Below are 17,418 nucleotides of genomic sequence, written 5' to 3'. Positions count from 1 at the left end.
TTATAGTTTCTTCCTTAAATGACTTAATTAATCTCCTTGGTTCTAATTTTAATTTTTCATATTTTCATAAAAAAACACCCTCATAATAATTATTCATATTATGAGGGTGTTTTATGTATGAGCTTCATTGTTATTATATTTTAATATTCTCCTGTTACTTTTGGCTCATTTCTTTTGATTTATCCATGCAATTTATCATTGCTTCAATAACTGCACTTCTAAAGCCTCTTTCTTCTAAAGTTCTAACAGCTTCTATAGTTGTGCCACCTGGTGAGCACACCATATCCTTTAATTCACCTGGATGTTTTCCTGTTTCTAGCACCATCTTAGCGGCTCCTAATACAGCTTGTGCGGCAAATTTGTAAGCCTTATCTCTAGCCATTCCTGCTAGTACAGCACCATCAGCAAGAGCTTCTATAAACATAAAGGTGTATGCTGGTGAAGAGCCACTAACACCTATAACGCTTTCAATTAGGTGTTCTGGTAATATTTCTGCTTTACCAAAGCTTTCAAAAATAGTTTTTACCTGATTAAGTTCTTCCTCAGAAACAATTTCATTAGCACAAAGAGAACTCATTCCTTCATTAACTAAAGCAGGAGTGTTTGGCATAGTTCTAACTACTTTATACTCTTTTCCTATAACTTCTTCTACACTTTTTATAGTTTTTCCAGCTGCAATAGTAACGATAATTTTATCTTTTGTTAGTTTTCCTTTGATTTTTTCTAATACCAAATCATAAATATTAGGTTTTACTGCTATAAATAATATATCTGAGCTCATTGCAACTTCTTCTTCACTACTGACTATTTCTACGTTATACTCATCCCTTATAGCATTAAGTTTATCAGTGTTTAAATCATAGACAATTACATTGTTTGATGGAACAAGCTTAGAGTTTACTATTCCTCCAATCATTGCTTTTCCCATATTTCCAGTTCCTATAAAACCAATTTTTTTGTTCATAACTTCCTCCTATTTATGCCTTACTTGTTTGAATCATTAAGATGATTAGGTATACTTACAATTAATATTTTAGTAACTTTATTTGTATAGTTAGTAAAGTTATGACATGCTTTTGAATCAAGATGAGCACAATCACCAGGATGTAAGTTTTGTTTTTCATTATTGATAAACAAAGTAAGTATTCCTTCTAGCACATAAATAAACTCCTCACCTTCATGATGAAAGGAAGATAATTCTTCATCACTAGAATTAGGTAATATTTCTATAAGTCTAGGCAACATTGTTTTATCGTTTATACTATTTGATAAAACATAGTTTACATATATGCAGTTATCTATATTATGTACTTCTCTTTCATAACTTCTTTGAATAACTCTTTCCCTTCTTTTCGTACTTGAAAAGAAATAAGATAGTTCTACTTCAAGTGCCTCTGCGATACTTAAAAGTGAATCTGTAGCAATGCTTGTAAGTCCTCTCTCAAGTTGAGAAAGAAAGCCTGTAGATAAATTAGTTTTTTCACTTAACTCCTTTAGAGTCATTTTCTTTTGCGTTCTTAATTCTTTAACTTTACTTCCGATAACTTTATTCAATGTATTTCCACCTCTTCAGTTCTATAATTATTTTAAGTTAAATCAGATTTGAAACATAATATAAGTTAACTTATATTACTTGTCATAGGATTTTATGATGGTACTTTAAATTATCCATCTTCATAAACCTTTAAGGGAACAGGCTAGGACTCATGTATAAGTTAAATTCCAACTCTGTGTCCCTATACTTGCTTTTTAGTTCATATCTTAATATAAAAAATCATCATTTAATAGTCTGTCTCTAACTTCAAATTTAATAATTAATTACAACAAAACTTTTTAATATATATATTGCAATAAAGATACTACACTAATAATAAAACTTCTTTTGCATTCTCTTTCATACAAATTGGTTTTAGCTTATTGAGTAATATAAAAATTTTTTTGCAATTTATATATAATAATTATTACTCAAAAACATATATATTGTCTATATAATATTTACATTTAAGTTAATTAACATTTTTAACTTTTTAAGTAATAGATAACTTAATTTCTTCAATGGCTTTGAAACAGAATTTACTGGTTCAAAACTACCTTTATTATAACAAACTTTACTTTCCCCCTAAAACTCTCTCTAAGGAAAATTTAATAATCCTACTTAAAAAATGTTATTAAAAACTTAAAAATTCTTCTAATATTATTATTTCATATTAGAAGAATTTTTATCTTAAATCTTAAGTCTTTTAATAATTTAAATATAATTTAACCTAAAGCTACATCTAAAATCATCATTACAACAAATCCCATGATGGTAGCAATGGTAGCTAAATCTGTGTTTCCTCCCAACTGAGATTCTGGAATTAATTCTTCTATAACTACAAAGATCATTGCACCTGCTGCAAATGAAAGTGCGAAAGGTAATAGGGATCTCATAGTCATTACTGCTATAACTCCTATAACTCCAGCAATTGGCTCTACTATACCTGATGCTTGCCCGTAAGCAAAACTTTTTAGTCTAGAAAAACCTTCTCTTCTTAATGGCAAAGATACCGCTGCCCCCTCCGGAAAGTTTTGAATCCCAATTCCTATAGCAAGAGCTATGGCACTTGCTAAACTTGCTGATGGAAGCCCGGCAGCTACGGCTCCAAAAGCGACCCCTACTGCTAAACCTTCTGGAATGTTGTGAAGAGTTATTGCTAAAACTAGTAATACACTTCTTTTCCAACTTGTTTTTATACCTTCCGCTTCTTCTGTCTTAAAACCTACATGGAGATGCGGAATTATCCTATCAACTAAAAGTAAAAATACTCCTCCTGCTATAAATCCAATAGCTGGTGGAAGCCAGATAACACCTCCTGCTTCAGCCGCCATTTCAATGGCTGGAGCTAAAAGAGACCAAAAACTTGCTGCAATCATAACTCCTGCGGCAAATCCCATCATCGCATCCAAAACTTTTTTATTTATATTCTTAAAGAAAAACACCAATGCTGCCCCTAGCGCTGTAACTCCCCAAGTAAATAAAGTTGCAAGTAATGCTTGATACACAGGGCTTAGGGTAAGTAACCACTCCATAATAATCACCCCTTTTATTATCCTAGGTATTGAAACCCTACGGAAAATCCGTATTAATTTAGCTATGCGTTAAAATTTCGCTACTATATCCTATTCAAAACTTTAAAAGTTGTTATTAAAATTTAAACTTCTTCTTATCTTACATAAATCTTGTTTAGACTTTATTATTGATAAATGCTAAAATAAACGTAGGTAAATTATAAAACTATATTTTGAATTGAATCTAAAGTTTAAGGTTTGATTATGAACCACTAAAAAATTAATTGCATGGGGGTATACTCTATGAAATACTTATTTATAATTAATCCTGTTGCCGGTAAAGGACGAGGATTAGAGTACATTAGTAGAATTGAAGAATATTTTAAAGATAAAAATATAGAGTTCCATATAAAGTTAACTCAATATAAAAGTCATGGAGAAGAAATCACTAGGGATTACTGCTCACAAGACACCTACCACGTGTTTGCTATTGGTGGAGATGGTACTGTTAATGAAGTTCTTAATGGTTTAATTGGCACAAATAGCTTATTGTCTATTATTCCTTGTGGCACTGGTAATGATTTTGTGAAGACCCTTTATGGAGACTTAACAGTTGATAATTATCTCCACTTATTAATTAATGGAAAGCTTTGTTCTGTTGATTTAGCCTCTGTAAATCAGAGATATTATCTTAATATCTCTTCTGTAGGATTTGATGCAGAGGTAAATTACAATGCTAGAAAATTTAAGCATAATAAATTTTTCCCTAATAGACTTTCATACTTAACTAGTGTTTTTTATACTGCTTTTAAATTTAAATCTATGGATTTAAAAATTTTAGTAGATAATACACATATAACTCAAAAGACCTTTCTTTTAGCTATATCAAATGGGAAATGTTATGGTGGTGGTTTTTATATTACCCCTGATGCCAATATCTTTGATGGTAATTTAGACATTTGCAGTATTGAAAAAGTTACTATTTTAAAATTATTACTTTCTATAAAAAAAGCCCTTGATGGTAATATAAAAGATATTAAACAAGTTTCTTATCATAATTGTAAAAAAGCTATTATTTCCTCACCTATGGAATTTGCTTTAAATGTGGATGGAGAACTGTTGAGAACAAATCATGCAGAATTTAATATAATTCCAAATGGATTAAAAGTTATGTTGCCACAGGAAAGTGTATGTAATAATTATGAATTAAAGGAAACTATAAATTTATAGTCTTATTGATAACTCTAGTTAAAACCTAGAGTTATTATTTTTATTAGTATTTCTACCCTCTTTAAGGTTCATAATAACTATATAGTTACTTGCAAAGAATAGTAAATAAGCTTACAATATAACAATAACTAAAGGACAAGGTAATAAATATGAATAAAAAAACATTTGAAGATTTTAATTTAAATCCAAGCATTATAAAATCTGTTAAGCTACTAGGCTATGATACCCCTTCTCCTGTGCAAGCTGAAGTAATTCCTATAGCTCTTGAGGGCAAGGACATAATTGCTAAGGCTCAAACTGGAAGTGGTAAAACTGCTGCTTTTGCAATTCCTATTCTTGAGAATCTGCAAGTTGAAGAAAATGCCGTTCAAGCACTTGTGCTTACACCAACAAGGGAACTTGCTGTTCAAGTTGCTGAGAGTTTCTCCACTTTAGGTTTATATAAAAGAATTAATGCAGTTTCAATCTATGGAAAACAGCCTATGACTATACAAAAAACTAAGCTCTCTCAAAGGGTCCATGTGGTAGTTGGCACCCCTGGCAGAACCATAGATCATATAAATAATAGAACTTTAAATTTAGACCATATCCGATACTTGGTAATAGATGAAGCAGATGAAATGCTAAATATGGGCTTTTTAGACCAAGTAGAAGCAATTATAAAAAGGGTTCCTAAAGCTAGGCAAACTCTTATGTTTTCTGCTACCTTATCTGAAGAAATTCAGCAGCATATAGTTACCTATATGAAGTCTCCACAAGTAATTCAAATTACACCTAAAGAATTAACAGTAGAGAAAATTAATCAAAGATGTTATTTTGTTAGCGACAATGATAAGTATAAACTTCTACAAGATTTAATTGTTGTTGAGTCTATGGAAAAATGTATATTATTTTGCAGAACTAAAAAAAATGTAATCGAGCTAGCCTCAAAAATGAGAGCTTCAAATTACTCTGTTACTGAAATTCATGGTGATATGCTTCAACAAGATAGGCTTAAAGCTATGAAGTCCTTTAAACAGGGTGAGTATACCTTTATAGTTGCTACAGATGTAGCTTCTCGAGGCATAGATGTAACAGGCGTTAGTCATGTTATAAATTATGATATACCGCTTGAACTAGAAGCCTATGTTCATAGAATTGGTAGAACTGGTAGAGCTGGAAACTTTGGAGAAGCAATAACTTTTGTAACTCCTTATGAGGATAAGTTTTTAAAATCTATTGAGGAATTCATTGGACTTCAAATTCCAAGAGCTAATGCTCCAACGGAAAAAGACCTTGAAAAAGCACCTAAAATTTTAGAAAAGCCTATTATTACAAAGACACCTACGACACCTTCTCAGGTGCTTAAATTGTATATAAATGCTGGAAAGAAAAAGAAAATTCGTAGAGGGGATATTTTAGGAGCTTTAGTTAATAGCGGTAATATTCCTAGTGAATCTATTGGAGTCATTGAAGTTTTTGATAATTATAGCCATGCTCATATTCTCAACGGTGATGGAACTAAACTTTTAAAAGCTATGAAAGAAATAAATCTTAAAGGTAAGTCTGTAAAGATTGAGAAAGCTAGAGAAAAATAGTGTTTTTCTCTAATTTAAAGGGTATCTCAAAACAAATTCAAAAAATGTTTTGAGATACCCTTTTTAATCTATAGGTCTAATTTATCTTTTCTTAATTCTTTACATAAAGATATAAAACCTATAATTATAATTATCACAAATGGCAGAGCTGCTATTATAGCCATAGCTTGTAGAGCAGATAATCCTCCTGAAATTAGCAATATTATAGCTAATAAAGCTTCAATGATTCCCCAGCATATTTTCTTTTTATTTGAAGGGTTTAGGCTTCCTTTTGATGTAAGCATAGCTAGCACAAAGGTGGCAGAATCTGCTGAGGTAATAAAGAACGTACAAAGTAAAATCATTGTTATTATGGATATTACATTATGAAAAGGATAATAACTTATAATTTTAAAAAAGGCTATTTCCGGTGAAGCCGCAATGGTTTTCAAAGCTTCCATTGTTATTATCTTATTAATCCCTAAATTTATTCCTAAAGTTCCAAAAATAGAAAACCACAATATTGATGCTAAAGTAGGGGCCAAAATAACTCCTAATACAAATTCTCTTATAGTTCTTCCTTTAGAAATTCTTGCAATAAACATTCCTACAAAAGGAGTCCAAGATATCCACCAGGCCCAATAGAATATAGTCCAGTTTCCCAACCACGACCTATCCTTTAACCCTTGAAGCTGTATACTACTTCCCAAAAAGCTTTTTAAATAACTTAATGTTCCTTTTGAAAAGTTCTCCATAATATCTTTTGTTGGTCCTATAAAAAAACAACCAACCATAATACCAAATGCTAAAATTAGGTTTATATTTGATATAATACTTATACCTTTATTAATCCCACTAACAGCTGACAATATAAACATGAAGGTAATAAGAATTATAATAATTAGCTGAACTTTTATATTTTCTGGTATATGAAACATGTAATTAAGTCCACTATTAATTTGCATTGTCCCCATTCCTAAGGATGCAGAAACACCAGCAACTGTTGCAAATACCGCAAAATAATCTATTGTCTTTCCAGTTAACCCGCTTGCTCTTTCTTCCCCTATTAAAGGAATAAAAATACTACTTACTAAACTTGGTTTACCTTTTCTAAATTGAAAATAAGCAATGGCAAGACCTACAATACTGTAACTAGCCCAAGGATGAATTCCCCAATGCATAAAAGATGTTACAAAAGCAAAATTTGCTGCTTCTATAGACCCTTCATTTGTATTTCCTAAAGGCGAGGTAAAGTGGAAAATAGGTTCTGCAACACCCCAAAATACTAAACCAATCCCCATTCCTGCTCCAAATAGCATAGCAAACCAAGCTCCAAAGGTATACTCTGGTTTAGTATCTTCACTCCCAAGCTTAATTGTTCCAAGTTTGCTTAGGGCTAATATGAAGGAAACTACAATGAAAAGATTCATAGAAACTAAGTAAAGTATTCCAAACTTATCACTAATTAACTCCATCATATTGTTAATTAGTTCTTTGAAATTAAATTGCTTTAATATACCCGTAAGAGAAATTAAACATACTCCAAGTATTATAGGAAGCCCTTGATGAAATTTCTTTATATGCTGGTGTTTACTTTTCAATGACCTTAATTTAAAATCTTTTTTCATTTGTTTAGCTCCAATTTTAAATATTTTAATCATGCACTAAAATACATATGTTCATACATTAACTAACTTTTATTTTAAATTACCTTAGTGCGTATATACATATCTATCTCTAATTTTACACCATAATCATCATATAACAATACTATTTGTCTTTATATAATGATGTATATTTTCAAGCTATATAAAATGTGTTAAAAATTTCTCAAATTCTTAAAAATAATAATTTATTCCGCTCACAACTTGTGCTATAATAAACGCTATATATATTATGGGAAAAGGGGATATTCTTATGACTAAGTCAGCAATGGAAAAAAAAGAAATGATGCTTTCATTTGTTAATGCAACAAAGAAACTCATAGCCGAAGAAGGTATTGAAAATGTAACTGCGAGACGTGTAGCTCAACTTACGGGCTATAATGTGGCAACTGCATATAAGTACTTTAACAACTTAAATCACATAATCTTTTTTGCTAGCATGAAGTATTACAATGAATACATTCATGATTTACCTAACTATATAAACGAAGGATACTCTTCATTAAGAAACTATTTAGAAATCTGGAGATGCTTTTCTATTCATGCCTTTAGCAATCCAAGAATATTTAAATCTTTATTTCTTGACCAAAAACCTCATAGTGTTCAGGATACAATGAAGCACTACTATGATCTTTATCCTGATGAGTTTCACGAATTACCACAGGTTTTACTACCTATGCTAAATAAAGATTGTATAATCGACCGAGATATTGCAATTCTTAAGGTTTGTGTTGATGATAGCTATATTAGAAAAGAAGATTTAGAGGAATTAAGTAGAACTATAATTATTTTCTTTGAAGGATTATTGATGAAGGTTACAAATAATATTGATGGATATGATAAAGATACCTCACTTGAAATTATTGTAGATTACATAAAAAATAATTTACACTATTATAATTTAAAAGCAAAAAATATGATTCCTGAATTTACAGAGTTCAAATAAATTTAATTATTAGCTATACTATGTAATGGTAAGAGGTTGTTTCTATAATATTGAAACAACCTCTTATTTCCTATTAGCATATCCTCGGCAGCATTATAGAATCTAATTCTTGTAATATTCGTTTTCCTCCAAATTTATTTTTTAAAACAACTTTTTCATGCTCCACAGTAATTTCACCAACAATAGATGATTCTTTATAATCTTCACATTTTTTTAGTTTATCAATTACTTTATTAGCACTTTTTTCTTTTACTATAAGAAGCATAGCTCCCTCTGATGCCAGATAGTATAGATCTAATCCGATAATTTCATTTAGGGTTCTAACTTCACTTCTTATAGGAATATTCCATTCATTAATATTTAACCCTATTTTATATTTTGATGAAATTTCATTAAAACACTGTCCAATTCCACCCCTAGTTGGATCTTTTAAAAGCCTTATATCCTCTTTATATTCCCATAAAACTTTAATTAAGTTATTCAAAGGTCTTACATCACTTTTTATATCTCCTACCACTTGGAACCCATACCTTTCCACAGCAATAGCAGTTCCATGCTCTCCAATATTAGAAGTTAAAATCACCTTATCTCCAGGTTCTATGTTATCATTAAGTTCATACTCAACAAAACCTATGCCAGAAGTGTTAATAAAAATTCCCTGAGCATTTCCTCTCTCCACTACCTTAGTATCCCCAGTAGCAATTATAACTTCAGCTTCTTCAGCAGCTTCCTTTATAGATGTTACTATTTTTCTTAATTCTGCAACTGGAAACCCTTCTTCTATAATGAAACTTAAGCTTATAAACTTTGGAACAGCAAAAGAAGTCACTAAGTCATTTACAGTTCCTGATATGCAGAGCCTACCTATGTCTCCACCACTAAAAAATATTGGATTTACCACAAAAGAATCTGTAGTAAATGCTATCTTATTTGATGTTACTGCTAAAATAGCTGAATCCTTATCCTTAATCAAGGTTTCATTAAAAAACTCCTTATAAAAAAGCTCTTTTATTAATTCTTGTGTATGCTTTCCACCTTCTCCATGAATTAAACCAATTCTATCCATAATTCCTCCATAAACTAAGGCATTTGAAAATAAATAGCAAGTCAAAGATGTGAAGGATATTTTGAGTTAGACAAGAAAACAGGTTCCATAGATAGTAGAGCTATCTATGGGTTCTGTTGACGAAGTATAACTCAAAATAGACAAACATACTGACTTGTTTATTTTTTGAAGATGCCTAAGCTTCAAATTTATATGCACAATAGCAAGACCCTTCTATAGATACCATACAGGGACCCAGAGGGTTTTCACTATTACATACATGCTTAAAAAGAGTACACTGATTGGGTTGAATCATACCCATTATTACCTCTGTGCATCTACACCCTGAAGTACTACCTTCCTTTAGGTGAATTGTATTATGAAGAGAAAACTTATCTATAGCATTAAAATTCTTATACTTAGGGTTCATAACTAAAGCTGAATTTTTTATATAACCAATGCCTCTCCACAATCCATCCTCCACTTTAAAAACTTCCTTTAATATGTTTTTAGCCCTTACATTTCCTTCAACACTTACACAGGACTTATATATATTATAGAAAGTTATATCATTATCTCTCCTTTCTAAGCTATACAATGCTCTTAGAATATAGTATATGGAGAGTACCATATCTTCAAAGGTAAAGCCTGCTATAACACCCGGTATATTATTATTACTAAATAGCTTAGCAAGGTCATTTTCACCTTGAATAACCGCCACATGTCCTGGTAAAATAAAGCCATCTATTGATGACGTAGTTGTAAGAATTTCCTCTAATATGGGAGGCATTGTTTTTATAGAATTATAAAAGTAAAGATTTTTAATGTTTTCCTTGTATGCTCTTTCTATTATAGTTCCAATTAAGGGTGCTGTAGTCTCAAAGCCAATGCCCAAAAATACAAATGCTTTTTCCTTACTTTCCTTGCATAGCTGCATCACATTGTCCAAAGAGTAAATAATTTTTAAGTCTACCCCATTTTTTCTTTCCTCCCAAAGAGAAGTACTTGTTCCCCTCACCTTAGCTATATCTCCAAAAGTTACTATAGTGGTGCCTGACTTCCCTATTTCTATAGCATTATCTACAAAGCTTCCAGGAGTTACACAAACAGGGCAACCTGGACCTGATATAAGGTTTAATTTTTTAGGTAGTAGTTCCCTTATTCCAGTTTCATATATAACATGAGTATGAGTCCCGCAAACCTCCATTATATTAATTTCCCTCTTTGAGATTTTACTGCTTAGTTCCCATATTTTTTTTATTAGTAGGCTTAGCCTTTCATTCATCCATATCTCCCCCAAATTCATAATAGATGTGTTCTATGGTTTCTTGGAGAAAATTATGATAATCCTCATTAATTTTTTGTATTCCAAAGCCTCCGTGAATTAAAATATACTCTCCTATTTCAGGGTTATCTATTAAACTTATATCAACCTTTATCTGAATCCCCCTGATATTTACTAAGGCATTATTTTCTTTAACCTCTAACACTTCCCCTGATACTGCCAAGCACATAAAATCACCCTTCTATTATTTCTTTTGCAATAGCCAACTGTCCAACTGACATTCCACTATCACTAATTGGAATTTTTTCATTAAAATATACCTTAAAGCTTTCATCTTCTAGTTTATTAGTTATACTCTCTAGTAGGTATCTATTTTCAAAAACTCCACCACTTAACACCACAGAGTATAGTCCTGTTGAACTGCTAATTATCTTTACCATATCTACAGTAATATTAATTAAGGTATTATGAAACTTGGTAGCAGTAATTTCTACTGAAATCCCACTACTCTTATCCATAATAATCTCCTCAATTGCAGGTAATATATCTATATACCTAAAGCCCTTTTCTTCAAAAACACTATAGTTATAACTTTCCTTAATGCCTTTTATAACTAGAGCTTCTAGCTCTATGGCACCTTGTCCATCATAACTTATTTCTTGTCTAACCCCTAAAATCGAAGCTACAGCATCAAAAATTCTACCTACACTAGAAGTTCTATAACAATTAACATTGTTAACTAGAGAAAGCTTATGATTTTTCAACCGTACTTCTATTTCTTTATCATGTAAGCTTTCTTTTAAATACTTACGCACTTCTTCCATGACATAAGCCTTTATTTCTTTATGTTGAATTTCCTCAATAAAGCTTAAAGCAATCTTATATATTTTTTCTGTAGCCTTATCACCACCTTGAATCTTAATGTATTTATATTGACATACCCGTTGGTAGTTTTTTCTGTCTCCTATGAAAAATTCGCCTCCCCAAAGTTGTCCATCATCACCATAACCTACTCCATCATATATAACCCCAATAACTTCATGGTTGATGTGATGCTCTACCATGGAGCTTACCATATGGGCAAAATGATGCTGAACTTCTAATATCTTAGTTAAATTTTTCTGTTTATATCCCCGATAAATAAATCCGGGGTGCTTATCTACTACTACATAATTTGGTTCATAGTTAAGTATCTTTTTCATATTATTTATACTATGAATGTACTCCTCATATACACCAAAGTTCTTTAAATCTCCCGTATACTGGCTTAATAAAGCTGCCTCATTACTACTTAATGCAAAAGTATTTTTCATTTCACTTCCTAAAGCTAAAATATTTTTTTCTATATCTAAATCTATGTAATAAGGTGCATATCCTCTTCCTATTCTACTGATTAAAACCTTATCCTTAATTACTTTTGCAACGGAATCATCTATAGGTATATTTATATTTCTATTATGAATTAAAAAGTAATCCCCAATGTGGCTTAAATTATCTAAAGCTTTAGAGTTATTATATTCAACAGTTCCTCCACTGATATTCCCACTTGTCATCACCAAGCACTCCACACCTTCCTTAAAAAGCAAATGATGTAGTGGAGTGTAGGGTAACATTATCCCTAAATACTTCATCTTAGGAGCAACACTTTCTGAAATTTTTCTTATAGATTTATCCTCTTTAACTTTTAGTAAAACAATAGGTGCTGCCGGTGATTTTAATAATTCTTCCTCTATATATGAAACTTCAACATACTGCTTAACCGTATCTATATCCTTCATCATCAACGCAAAAGGTTTATGTGGTCTATTCTTTCTGTTTCTAAGCTTATCCACCGACATATTATCAAATGCATTACAACATAGATGAAAACCTCCTATTCCCTTTATAACTAGTATTTTGCCACATTTAATCAATTCTCTAGTGTATTGAATTTCATCCTTGCATTTTACAATGTCACCTTTATTATTAGTTACAGTAATAATTGGACCACAATTTGGACAAGAAATAGTTTGTGCATGAAACCTCCTATTCTTTGGAGCCTTATACATTTCCCTACACCGTTCACACATTACGAACTCTTCCATATTTGTGGTATCTCGATCATAGGGAAAAGTATTCATAATGGAATATCTAGGTCCACAGTTTGTACAACTTGTGAAGGGATAGTTATACCAAATGGAGTTTTCATTATTAATTTCCTCAAGACAATCTCCACAAATTGCAATATCACCTAACAAATATTTTTCACCGTCTTCACTTATTTCACTTTCTTTTATGATAAAGCTCGAATAACTAACAACTTCTTGTCTTTTACCTTTAACTCTTTTTATTTTTGCCATTGTTGGTGGGTTTTTAACTATAGCCAATAGCACTTTTCTTATTTTCTCTCGACTTCCTTCTATATCTATAACAAGGGATGAGCCTTCATTACTCACCCATCCCTTTACAGAGTTTTTTATAGCTAAGTTATAGACATAGGGCCTAAATCCCACACCTTGGACTATTCCATATATTTTAATAACATATCTATAAATCAACTAACCTTCTTCTCCTTCTATATAATCTATCTTTGCTATAAGTTCTGGCACATCTCCAAAGACTACTACTACTATAGTATCTTTATTAATATATTCATCACATAGTTCCATTAAATGCTCTCTTAAATCCTGTTGAGTTATATGGCTATCCCAATTAACCGTAATTTGGACACTTTTTATTCTTACAAAATTATTATTCTTGCAGATATCTTTAAGAGCTTTAATTATATTTTGCATAAGAAATGAATCATGCATTTACATTCCTCCCTTAACTTGTAGCTTTATTTCCTCAAAAACCTGACCTTTAATCTCATGAAATCTCTGAGTCAACACCTCACTTAATTCTATACCGAAATCAATTTCTGCTGCTTCAACAGTAATGAGAATACCCTCGACTTGCATAAATGTAAAACAACTTAATATTTTAACTAAACTCATTTGGTGCATGGAATAGCCTTTATGACTAAATTGCTTTAATTTCTTTATATCAAAAATAGAAACTTCTCCTGGCTTTAAATCTAAAATACTTGAGTCAAGAATTACAACATAATCACCTGCATTAATAGAGTTTAAAGTGTATTCTATATCCGTTTCTCCAATAATGACTTCTATACCCAAATCCTTTAACTCTCCTTCTAAAGCTTCAGCTATTCTTATACCTATAGAGTCATCCTTCATAATTCTATTTCCTATACCAACTACCTTAATTTTCATTAAACCACCCTAATCTCCACAACTGATGCTTTATTAGATACTACATGCGTACCACAGGATACACAAGGATCAAAACTTCTTACTATCCTTCCTAATTCTATAGGGTCATTAGGGTTATTTATAAAGGTTCCTATCAGTGCTTCCTCTAAGGTTCCCTTTACTCCCATAGAATCTGTAGGTGATAAGTTCCATCCACTAGGCGTTATAATAGTATACCTGTCAATAACCTTATCTTTTATTCCAACAAAATGTGCTAATGCTCCTCTTGTAGTATCATGAAGATCAAATCCTAAGGCTTCTGTTGGCATGGAAAATTTCTTGAAACTTAGAGGTTCAATTCTTACCCTTTGAAGAAGCATCTTTATCCCTTCAGCTATTTCTCTTGCTTCTAGAGCTCTAGCCATGAGCCTATTCATTGTGGAACTCCCTTCTCTATATAATCCTGAAATATACATCCTTGCCAAAGGCCCTACTTCCATTGGCATGCCGTCATATCTTGGAGCTTTAATCCAACTATACCCTGTAGCTTTTTGTGGATTAGCCTGCCAATTATCATTCCCCACGCCAAATTGCTCTTCCTCTGAGGAATACCAGCTATTATAAATATTTTGTGTTATTTTTTCTGGTTCGATATCTAACTCTTTCCCGTTATTCAAAATAATTTTTCTTGGCACATACTTTATATCCGCGTAACTATCAAAAAGTCCGTAAGACATAAAATTTCCGCTACTTTCTCCGATTTCATAATAATCCCCATAATATTTGCCTATGGTGTTAACATCTGTTATCATCCTATTTTCAATAAAATCTATTAATTCTGCAACTATTCCTTGGGCCTCTAACACTTTTTCAGCATTTATTGTGCAAGTGACTCCGCCAACAAAAACCCCATGGGTATGAGGTGCCTTACCTCCAAGGAGCGCTAATAGCTGATGTGCTTTTTTACTTACTTCTATAGATAAAAAGTAATCTTCTCGAAGTCTCTCACTATCTTTTTCTGGGATTCTATAATCCTTACTTATTACTTCAAATACCGGATCTACCCCAATATTCCCTACATAATCTGGAAGTACAAATTGATAAAAGTGCCTTAAGTGATTTTGAATAAATTCACTACTATGCATTATATCTCTTAAAATTCTTTCATTTAATGATGGCGTAATCTTTAAAGCATTTTCCAAAGCTCTAGCCGATACAAGCCCATGAGCTGTAGAACATATACCACATATTCTCTCTGTAAAATATATTGCATCGGTAGGTACCCTACCCTTTAGCATCTTTTCAAAGCCTCTAAACATCATTCCTTGACTTTTAGCCTCTACCACTACATTGTTTTCAATTTCAACTTCTATTTGCAAATAACCACTTATTCTGGTAATAGGATTTATTATTACTTTTGTAGCCAAAACCCTCCCTCCTTACTCCATTCTTACAAAAGGCTCCATCAAATCTGGAAACCCTACTTGTGCACAACCTATACAAGGCGTATTATCTCCAACTGGCCAATTAACTCTATCGTTCCAGCGTCTCGTAGGACAATCTGTTCTAGTTACTGGACCTCGGCATCCTAATTTAAACATACATCCTTGCTGTCCAACAGCTTCAGCAAAAATTCTATTTTCAAAAAAAGACCTTCTTTCACAATAGTCATGGATAGTGTTTCCATAAAACATTTTTGGCCTATTTAAGTCATCTAGTTCTGGTTCTCCATATAATAGTAAATTTGCTATTGTGCCCATAACCCAATCTGGATGACAAGGGCATCCAGGTAGATTTATAACTTTTTTTCCTTTTAAAAATTGCTGTAAGCTCATACAACCTGATGGATTAGGTGCTGCTGCTGAAATCCCTCCTGACACTGCACAAGTCCCAACTGCCAAGATATATCGCGCCTTTTGTGCCGCTGCAAAAACCTTATCTGCTGCTGAAATTAGTTCATCATTATAATAGGCCGCATATGTGTAAGCACCATTATCCTTTACAGTAATAGCTCCATCTACAATCAATATAAACTCCTCATTGATTACATCATTAAATTCTAAAAACGCTTGTGCACCTTGAGCCAACATCAAACTATTTGTATATCTTAAATTTACAACCTCTGTTATAAAATAGTTAAAGGAGGGTGCATCTGCATTTAAGAAAGAAATAATATTTCCAGAACATCCTGTTGCTTCTATCCATACTAAATTTATTTTATTTCTCCTGTTATCATTTATCTCTCTAACAGCATTACCTATTAATTCTTGTACATGATACCTTACTCTTTTATTAATCCCGCACTCTATCACTATATATCCTCCTATTTTTGAAGAACTCCAATCTTCGGAAGCTTATTTACTACATAAGTTAAACCATGACACTTATGATATTGCTCAGTAGCATCTGTTCCTGCCTTAACTCCAAAATGGGTGCCTCCTCCCCATCCTGCTACTAAGGTCACATCATATACTATTCCATCTACAGCAACATAAGCTGGGTTATTATTTGAACCATCATACCGCTTTAATTCTTCCACGGTAAATACCCTGTCATTTGTAGATAAATTATTACTTGGAGCTGTCTCTCTTACAGCAAATCTATCTTTATATTCCCATTGAATTAAATAAATCTTTTTATTAATTTCTGTAAAATATTTATACATTTCTTTTAAATTAGTTTGAAAATCCATAAAAATTCTCCTAAAATTATTCTCTAAAATAATAATATGTATAAATAAATATATATATGAATACAAATTGAGTTTATGCCTACATATTACTCATTTCTATTGAGGTAAAGATGTTCACATTGATTATAAAAATATATATTGGGAATACCAAAACTTATTTCTATAATTATATTTATTTTAAGAATCCTGTGCTATAATATATATATCAATATATTTAATTATAACGATGTAAGGATGTGTGTTATGTTTCAAGTAAGTTTAGTTATACTAGTTATTGTAATAGTTATTATATCTGCAAGTAGAAGGAGGAAAACTATGAGTGCCTATAATGTAAAAAATATAACTTCGCAAGAAGCTAAAGAGTTAATAGATAAAAATGAGGATACACTTATTTTAGATGTGAGAACAAAAGCTGAATATATGAGTGGTCATATTCCTAATGCAAAGCTTATGCCTCTTAACCAGTTGCATAATAGTATTGATGATTTAGATGAATATAAAGATAAACCTGTAATTATTTATTGTGCTACTGGTGGAAGAAGTCCTATAGCAGTTAATATCCTTGTGGAAAATGGGTTTTCAAACATTAATCATTTATATAGAGGAATATCTAATTGGAACTATGATGTTAAAAAATAAATATATAATTTTACTTTACTTTTTTAAAAATAACTAACAAATTAACCTCCAAAAAATAAAAAATAAACTCGTATTAATTAAAT

At 31.5% G+C, this 17,418-nt stretch carries 17 protein-coding genes; 4 read left to right on the top strand and 13 right to left on the bottom strand.

Annotated features, from left to right (window positions below; translation table 11 throughout):
* Positions 1–154: 154 nt before the first annotated feature.
* From proC to B3040_RS07530, 3 genes are all read right to left on the bottom strand, one after another.
* Entirely contained in the window at positions 155–964 is an 810-nt protein-coding gene (proC, locus tag B3040_RS07540) for a pyrroline-5-carboxylate reductase (RefSeq protein ID WP_291571805.1), read from the bottom strand.
* Positions 965–984: 20 nt separating this feature from the next.
* Positions 985–1,554 (bottom strand): helix-turn-helix domain-containing protein, encoded by a 570-nt coding sequence (locus B3040_RS07535; protein WP_291571803.1) that lies wholly within the window; start codon positions 1,552–1,554, stop codon positions 985–987.
* 705 nt (positions 1,555–2,259) lie between these two features.
* The gene (locus tag B3040_RS07530) at positions 2,260–3,069 is read right to left on the bottom strand and encodes a ZIP family metal transporter (RefSeq protein WP_291571801.1); all 810 of its coding nucleotides are present in this window, start codon (positions 3,067–3,069) and stop codon (positions 2,260–2,262) included.
* 282 nt (positions 3,070–3,351) lie between these two features.
* On the opposite strand from B3040_RS07530, the gene B3040_RS07525 reads away from it, so the two are divergent.
* Together B3040_RS07525 and B3040_RS07520 are read left to right on the top strand one after the other, a co-directional pair.
* On the top strand, positions 3,352–4,278 hold the full coding sequence (locus B3040_RS07525) for a diacylglycerol/lipid kinase family protein (protein ID WP_291571799.1): 927 nt from the start codon (positions 3,352–3,354) through the stop codon (positions 4,276–4,278).
* Positions 4,279–4,427: 149 nt separating this feature from the next.
* Entirely contained in the window at positions 4,428–5,855 is a 1,428-nt protein-coding gene (locus B3040_RS07520) for a DEAD/DEAH box helicase (protein WP_291571796.1), read from the top strand.
* Between the two features lie 68 nt (positions 5,856–5,923).
* Here B3040_RS07520 and B3040_RS07515 read toward each other — a convergent pair whose 3' ends face one another.
* Complete coding sequence (locus tag B3040_RS07515; protein WP_291571794.1) at positions 5,924–7,462, bottom strand: BCCT family transporter; 1,539 nt, start codon at positions 7,460–7,462, stop codon at positions 5,924–5,926.
* Between the two features lie 289 nt (positions 7,463–7,751).
* On the opposite strand from B3040_RS07515, the gene B3040_RS07510 reads away from it, so the two are divergent.
* Positions 7,752–8,444 (top strand): TetR/AcrR family transcriptional regulator, encoded by a 693-nt coding sequence (locus B3040_RS07510; protein ID WP_291571792.1) that lies wholly within the window; start codon positions 7,752–7,754, stop codon positions 8,442–8,444.
* 73 nt (positions 8,445–8,517) lie between these two features.
* Here the strand turns inward: B3040_RS07510 and hypE are convergent, their stop codons facing one another.
* The 9 genes from hypE to B3040_RS07465 form a co-directional block, all read right to left on the bottom strand.
* Positions 8,518–9,510: a hydrogenase expression/formation protein HypE gene (gene hypE, locus B3040_RS07505; RefSeq protein WP_291571790.1), complete on the bottom strand. Its 993-nt coding sequence runs from the start codon at positions 9,508–9,510 to the stop codon at positions 8,518–8,520.
* A gap of 175 nt (positions 9,511–9,685) precedes the next feature.
* On the bottom strand, positions 9,686–10,774 hold the full coding sequence (gene hypD / locus B3040_RS07500; RefSeq protein WP_291571789.1) for a hydrogenase formation protein HypD: 1,089 nt from the start codon (positions 10,772–10,774) through the stop codon (positions 9,686–9,688).
* Positions 10,767–11,003: a HypC/HybG/HupF family hydrogenase formation chaperone gene (locus B3040_RS07495; protein WP_291571788.1), complete on the bottom strand. Its 237-nt coding sequence runs from the start codon at positions 11,001–11,003 to the stop codon at positions 10,767–10,769. The genes hypD and B3040_RS07495 overlap by 8 nt, the downstream gene beginning before the upstream one ends.
* Positions 11,004–11,007: 4 nt before the next feature.
* Entirely contained in the window at positions 11,008–13,311 is a 2,304-nt protein-coding gene (hypF, locus tag B3040_RS07490) for a carbamoyltransferase HypF (protein WP_291571786.1), read from the bottom strand.
* Positions 13,312–13,566: a hypothetical protein gene (locus tag B3040_RS07485; RefSeq protein WP_291571784.1), complete on the bottom strand. Its 255-nt coding sequence runs from the start codon at positions 13,564–13,566 to the stop codon at positions 13,312–13,314.
* Positions 13,567–14,025, bottom strand: a complete 459-nt coding sequence (locus B3040_RS07480) for a hydrogenase maturation protease (protein WP_291571782.1) — start codon at positions 14,023–14,025, stop codon at positions 13,567–13,569.
* A complete protein-coding gene (locus B3040_RS07475; RefSeq protein ID WP_291571780.1) occupies positions 14,025–15,431 on the bottom strand; it encodes a nickel-dependent hydrogenase large subunit in 1,407 nt (468 codons plus the stop codon). Before B3040_RS07475 ends, B3040_RS07480 begins: the two co-directional genes overlap by 1 nt.
* A 12-nt stretch (positions 15,432–15,443) precedes the next feature.
* Positions 15,444–16,316, bottom strand: coding sequence for a hydrogenase small subunit (locus B3040_RS07470; protein WP_291571778.1), 873 nt, complete (start codon positions 16,314–16,316; stop codon positions 15,444–15,446).
* A gap of 11 nt (positions 16,317–16,327) precedes the next feature.
* Complete coding sequence (locus B3040_RS07465; RefSeq protein WP_291571777.1) at positions 16,328–16,696, bottom strand: cytochrome b5 domain-containing protein; 369 nt, start codon at positions 16,694–16,696, stop codon at positions 16,328–16,330.
* 315 nt (positions 16,697–17,011) lie between these two features.
* On the opposite strand from B3040_RS07465, the gene B3040_RS07460 reads away from it, so the two are divergent.
* A complete protein-coding gene (locus B3040_RS07460; protein ID WP_291571774.1) occupies positions 17,012–17,335 on the top strand; it encodes a rhodanese-like domain-containing protein in 324 nt (107 codons plus the stop codon).
* Positions 17,336–17,418: the final 83 nt, after the last annotated feature.

The organism is Clostridium sp. UBA4548, from assembly GCF_002387895.1.
Taxonomy (GTDB): domain Bacteria; phylum Bacillota; class Clostridia; order Clostridiales; family Clostridiaceae; genus Clostridium_J.
This window is presented reverse-complemented; position numbering and strand designations above follow the sequence as displayed.

Coding starts and splice junctions, on each gene's coding strand:
- proC (WP_291571805.1), bottom strand. CDS start 964: ATGAACAAAAAAATTGGTTTTATAGGAACTGGAAATATGGGAAAAGCA.
- B3040_RS07530 (WP_291571801.1), bottom strand. CDS start 3,069: ATGGAGTGGTTACTTACCCTAAGCCCTGTGTATCAAGCATTACTTGCA.
- B3040_RS07525 (WP_291571799.1), top strand. CDS start 3,352: ATGAAATACTTATTTATAATTAATCCTGTTGCCGGTAAAGGACGAGGA.
- B3040_RS07520 (WP_291571796.1), top strand. CDS start 4,428: ATGAATAAAAAAACATTTGAAGATTTTAATTTAAATCCAAGCATTATA.
- B3040_RS07515 (WP_291571794.1), bottom strand. CDS start 7,462: ATGAAAAAAGATTTTAAATTAAGGTCATTGAAAAGTAAACACCAGCAT.
- B3040_RS07510 (WP_291571792.1), top strand. CDS start 7,752: ATGACTAAGTCAGCAATGGAAAAAAAAGAAATGATGCTTTCATTTGTT.
- hypE (WP_291571790.1), bottom strand. CDS start 9,510: ATGGATAGAATTGGTTTAATTCATGGAGAAGGTGGAAAGCATACACAA.
- hypD (WP_291571789.1), bottom strand. CDS start 10,774: ATGAATGAAAGGCTAAGCCTACTAATAAAAAAAATATGGGAACTAAGC.
- B3040_RS07495 (WP_291571788.1), bottom strand. CDS start 11,003: ATGTGCTTGGCAGTATCAGGGGAAGTGTTAGAGGTTAAAGAAAATAAT.
- B3040_RS07485 (WP_291571784.1), bottom strand. CDS start 13,566: ATGCATGATTCATTTCTTATGCAAAATATAATTAAAGCTCTTAAAGAT.
- B3040_RS07480 (WP_291571782.1), bottom strand. CDS start 14,025: ATGAAAATTAAGGTAGTTGGTATAGGAAATAGAATTATGAAGGATGAC.
- B3040_RS07465 (WP_291571777.1), bottom strand. CDS start 16,696: ATGGATTTTCAAACTAATTTAAAAGAAATGTATAAATATTTTACAGAA.
- B3040_RS07460 (WP_291571774.1), top strand. CDS start 17,012: ATGAGTGCCTATAATGTAAAAAATATAACTTCGCAAGAAGCTAAAGAG.